Origin of the sequence: Microseira sp. BLCC-F43, from assembly GCF_041929235.1 — a bacterium.
Taxonomy (GTDB): domain Bacteria; phylum Cyanobacteriota; class Cyanobacteriia; order Cyanobacteriales; family Aerosakkonemataceae; genus Microseira.
In genome coordinates this window covers 1-5,378 of the sequence record NZ_JBHFNP010000245.1, presented here as the reverse complement: position 1 = coordinate 5,378, position 5,378 = coordinate 1, and the positions used below count along the sequence as shown (strand labels likewise).

Genomic DNA, 5,378 nt, shown 5'->3' with positions numbered 1-5,378 from the left:
CCCCCCTTAACAAGGGAGGGAACTGGAACTCCCCCCTTAACAAGGGAGGGAACTGGAACTCCCCCCTTAACAAGGGAGGGAACTGGAACTCCCCCCTTAACAAGGGAGGGAACTGGAACTCCCCCCTTAACAAGGGGGGTTGGGGGGGATCTTCCAGCAGAAGGCAGTATCGGCTTATTTTCTCCTGGACGAGATGAGCTGATTCCCGATTCGTTTGGGGAAGCGGGGGAGACGGTGACCAAAGCAGTCAGCCGTTTAGAGGCCAAACTCAAATCTTTACTGGCAGTCCGAATTGTCAAGATGACCCTGAATGCCAACTCATCCCGGTTGAAAGTGACCGCCGCAATGCACCCAGAGGGTCAGAATCAGTTGATTGCTCAGGCGTTCACCCCTCGTAGCGGTATCAGTCAAGACCGAGGCGCAACCCTTTCCCACAAGTTACCGCTGGGGACGCCGATTCAGTTCCAGGTGACGAACCAGGAAACTCGCCCTCTCTATCTCAGCATTCTATTAGTTGATCCCACGGGAGGACTCACCGTTCTGTTTCCCAATCAGTGGCGGCAGTCGGAGGAGGCGACACGATTGGCAGCGGGGCAAACTCTACAGATTCCCAACACAAATCAAGATGAGTTTGAGTTGGTCGCGCAGGCCAAAGGAATTGGGGAGATGCTGATTATTGCCAGCATTTCGCCGCTCAAGAAAGCCTTGTTGACGTTGCAATCTTTGGCACAGGAGTTGCAACAATCTCGCGGTCCCGTGGTTTTGGGTCGCGGTTCGCGGAGTGCTGAAGATGTGATAGGCGATTTGTTGAGCGACCTGAGTAGCGATCGCAGTGGCAACGGCCCCGTTGTAGGAGTCAGGTACAAGGTTCGCGCTGCTGAAATGGCAGCACTATCCATCGCGTTTGAAGTAGTTTAGATCGTCATAAATTAGCGTTTTTTATGCCAATCAACAGTCTATAAATTAACTCCATTTTACCATTTGGAGGCAGATATGCAACTTCCACCAACTGGACTAATTGCCCTCATTACTATCTTCGCTACCCTGAAAATTAGTGATTGTCAATCAATTCAAAATCCCCAATTTAAACTTCAAAATTTCTCGGTGTTAGTTCAAGCCCAGGATACTAGAAAAGCTGAAGCAGATAGGCTGTTTCAGCAAGGGATTGAGCATCTGAATTCCGGTCAAGCTGAGGCAGCTTTGCAGTCTTTGCAACAAGCGCTGAATATTTATCGGGAAATCAAAGACCGTCAGGGAGAGGGGAAAACTCTGAGAAATCTAGGCACTGCTTACCTTTTGCTAGGAAACTCTAACAAAGCTATTGAGTCCTATCAACAGAGTTTGGCGATCGCCCAGTCAATCCGCAACCGTAAATTAGAGTGGGAAGCTCTGTATTTTCTGGGAAAAGCTTACTTTGTCCTGGGAGATTACGCCAAAGCTATTGAGTCCTATCAACAGGTTTGGACGATCGCACGAGAACTCAAAGACCAAGCACTGGAACTCCAAATTATGATGGAGCTGGGATTTACTTACAACTTCCTGGGAAACACCGCCAAAGCGATTGATGTCTATCAACAGAATTTGATAATTGCGCGGCAACTAAAAAACCATCAGGCAGAGGGGTATACTCTGCTCAATCTGGGCATGATTTACAAACAATTAGAAGATCATACCAAAGCGATTGAATATTTCGAGCAAAGTTTGGCGATCGCGCGGTCAATTAACAACCGTCTCCTAGAGGGACAGGCGCTGGGAAATCTAGGTGATGCTTATCTGGTCATCGGACAACCTGCCAAAGCGATTGAGTTCTATCAGCAGAGCTTGAGCATAGCGCGCGAACTCAAAAACACCGAATTCAAAGAGATGGCTTTGAAGTTAGAAGAGATCGCTCTGGGAGCTGTGAGAATCGCTTATAATTTACTCGGAGACTTTGCCAAATTGAGCGAGTCACTCCAGCAGGAATTGAGACTAGCGCAGGAACTTAAAGACCCCCAGAGAGAGGGTACAGCGCTGAGGGAGCTTGGGACTATTTATCAAGGAATAGACGATTATACAAAAGCGATTGAATACTTCGAGAAGAGTTTGGCGATCGCGCAACAATTTAATGATATAGTCCTGAAGGTACAGGCTCTAGAAAGCCTAGCAGACACTTACTTAACCTTGGGAGACTTTGACAAAGCTCTTGATTATAGTCAACAGAGTTTAGCAACTGTACAAGCCTTCAACAATAGCCAGAGACAAGAACAAAATATTTCTAGTCAACAGAAACAAAAGATTAACTACTTGCGCCGGAAAGAACTACAGGCTTTGGGAAGGTTAGGGGCTACTTATCTTTTTGGAATCGGAGACTATAGCAAAGCGCTCGATTACTTCCAGCAAGGTTTAGTATTGGCAAGGAAATTCAACTTGCCTTCTGAAGAGGCTAACGCTCTATCGAATTTGGGAATTGCCAACTCTGTTCAGGGAGACTATAGCCAAGCAATCCCCTACTACGAGCAGTCTTTAGCACTGGTTCGGCAAGACAAACGACCTCAGTTTGAGTCGATCAATCGCCAGATAGAGGGAATAGAACTAAGATTTTTGGCAAGAGCTTATGCGGTTAAGGGAGAACAGGATAAAGCGATTGATTACGCTCAACAAAGTGTAGCGATCGCGCAGAAAAGCGAAAGCCTGTTCGATCGCGCAACTGCTAAAGAAGAACTAGGCTATGTTCTCTTTCTAGCTGGCAATCTTCCGGAAGCAGAAAAAGCTTTGCGCGAGACTATTGCCGGTTATGAATCTATTAGAGCCGGATTGGGCGAACAATATACCTACAAGGTGTCGATTTTTGACATCCAATCTGAAGCTTACAGGTTGCTCGAACAAGTCCTGATTGCCCAAAACAAAACTGATGCCGCTCTAGAAATTGCCGAGCGGGGGAGGGGACGTGCCTTAGTGGAATTACTGACGAAGCGGCTATCTCCCCAGCCCGACGCTCAATCCTCCATTAACCCCCCTACAATTGAGCAAATTAAACGCATTGCCAAGGAAGAAAATGCTACTCTCGTTGAGTATTCAATTACTTACGATCCGACTCAATTTATTCTTCCTGGTAAATTCAAAGCCGTCAACCAAAATCCAAAATCAGAACTCTATATTTGGGTCATCAAACCCACAGGTGAAGTGGCGTTTCGTCGGAGCAATCTCAAACCCCTATGGCAGCAACAAAATACCTCTTTAGAAGCGCTTGTTTTTAGCAGTCGCGAATCCATCGGTGTCAGGAGTCTCCCCCTTCTTGGCTGGCGTCCCAGACCAGAAGCGAGACAGTCGCCAGCAAGTCTTACCGAAAGATTACAACAACTCCATAAATTCCTGATTGAACCGATTGCTGACTTGTTGCCCAATGACCCCAACGCGAGAGTCATCTTTATCCCGCAAGGTGAGCTGTTCCTGGTTCCCTTCCCCGCCCTCCAAGATCGACCAGGCAAATACTTAATTGAAAAACATACCATTCTGACAGCTCCCGCGATTGAGGTACTCCAACTAACGCAGCAGCAACGGGAAAAAGTTCGCCAAGCAGCTCTCAAAGATGCGCTTGTTGTGGGAAATCCTACCATGCCCAAATTTGGTCAGCCGCCACAACCCCTAGATCCTCTCCCCAATGCGGAAAAGGAAGCGCTGGCGATCGCTCCTCTCCTTTCCACCAAACCCCTGCTCGGCAAAGACGCCACCAAAGCAGACATTGTGCAGAAAATGCCTTCGGCGCGAATCATTCATCTAGCAACACATGGGTTACTCGATGATATTCGGGGATTGGGGAGCGCGATCGCTCTAGCTCCATCTAGTAACGATAACGGCTTACTCACCGCTGAAGAAATCCTCGATTTAAAACTTGCCGCCGAATTAGTAGTCCTGAGTGCTTGCGACACTGGCAGAGGCAGAATTACTGGCGATGGCGTGATTGGATTGTCTCGCTCCCTCATTTCAGCGGGTGTACCCAGTGTCATTGTGTCGCTCTGGTCAGTGCCAGACGCCCCTACAGCAGCCTTGATGACCGAATTTTATCAAAATCTGCAAAAGCACCCCAATAAGGCTCAGGCACTGCGGCAGGCCATGCTGACGAGCAAGCAACAACACCCGAATCCCAAAGATTGGGCGGCGTTTACGCTGATTGGCGAAGCCGAATAGAGTCAGATAAGACCCGAACAGAGTAAATCTGTGAAGGCGGGTGCATTGAAGCAGAAACCGCGCCGAAGTGAGGTTTAGGAATCGCCGCACTTCTAGGGCGGCGAGGATGTCAAAGAAAGATAAACCACCGAACGGGGAAACTGACTTTTTAATGCTGGTATAACCGGGCAAGGTGGTTGTTCCTGTAAATTCTCCGGTTTACTCCAAGTGAAAGGCGCTTTTTGTGCCGCTGACATCCATAACAAACGCTTTGCCCTGGTCATGGCAACGTAAAGCAGGCGAAATTCTTCTGCTGTTTTCAAATATCCCGCTTGTTCCCAAGCTTGAGCAACTTCTGGCAAGGGATATTGCCCGTGCAAACTGGCGCGAATTTGCGCCCGCGCTACTTCTGCTAAGGTAAAATCTCCTAAAAATTGAGTCGGTGTCGGTACTCTTAAATTACCCGGAATCATTGAAGCGTGTAAAAACGGAATAAACACATAATCCCAGTCCAAACCTTTGGCTTTGTGCATGGTAATAATTGTCAATCTACCTGCTTGGGTATATTGACTTTCATTCCCTTCTGCATCTACGGGTTCAAACTTTTCTGAACTGACAATTTCGCTCAAGGCATTAATCGTTGCTGACATGGAACGATTATCGCTAGTTGCCCGCGAAATTCGGTCGGCTAATTTATCAGCGGTGGCGAGTTCGGTTTGGTCGTAATTCAAGGATAAAGCGAGGAAAGAAATTAGCTGATATTGAGGTAATTCCATTCTGGCGCGCAGCAAACTGCAACAGAAACGACGCGCTTTTAATACCGATTCTCTTTGGGGTGGATCTAAAGGGCCGGGATATAAGAATTGTTCTGGTAAACTAGCGAGAGCGTTGAGGTCTTGTTGGTCAATTAATTTGCGTTTGACCAGTACTTCTAAGGCAGATTTGAGGTAATCGGGAGAGTGGGGACGGTCGAGAAATTGCAGGATGCTGAGTATTTCTGCGGGGACGTGGGAGTGGCGATCGCTTTCTGCTACTTCATATATTGCCAGTCGATTTCCATACAATTGTCGCAATTGTTGCGCCACAAATCTCCCTTGGTCATTCGTCCGCACCAACACCGCCGCCGACCGACGATCCCCCCCCAGCCCCCCCTTACCAAGGGGGGGTTTTGCTTGATCAAGCCTCCTCTTACCAAGAAGGGGTGGTGCTTGATCAAGCCCCCCCTTGGTAAG

At 48.1% G+C, this 5,378-nt stretch carries 3 protein-coding genes; 2 read left to right on the top strand and 1 reads right to left on the bottom strand.

Going from position 1 to position 5,378, the window contains the following annotated elements:
* Both ACE1CM_RS33060 and ACE1CM_RS33055 read left to right on the top strand, forming a co-directional pair.
* The coding region (locus tag ACE1CM_RS33060; protein WP_374883122.1) for a DUF4384 domain-containing protein at positions 1-918 on the top strand (918 nt) is incomplete at its 5' end.
* A gap of 75 nt (positions 919-993) precedes the next feature.
* Positions 994-4,167, top strand: coding sequence for a CHAT domain-containing protein (locus ACE1CM_RS33055; RefSeq protein WP_374883121.1), 3,174 nt, complete (start codon positions 994-996; stop codon positions 4,165-4,167).
* A gap of 92 nt (positions 4,168-4,259) precedes the next feature.
* Here the strand turns inward: ACE1CM_RS33055 and ACE1CM_RS33050 are convergent.
* The coding region (locus tag ACE1CM_RS33050; protein ID WP_374883120.1) for a 3'-5' exonuclease at positions 4,260-5,378 on the bottom strand (1,119 nt) is incomplete at its 5' end.

Bases quoted from the DNA above. Each gene is read 5' to 3' on its own strand.
- ACE1CM_RS33055 (WP_374883121.1), top strand. From the start codon at position 994: ATGCAACTTCCACCAACTGGACTAATTGCCCTCATTACTATCTTCGCT.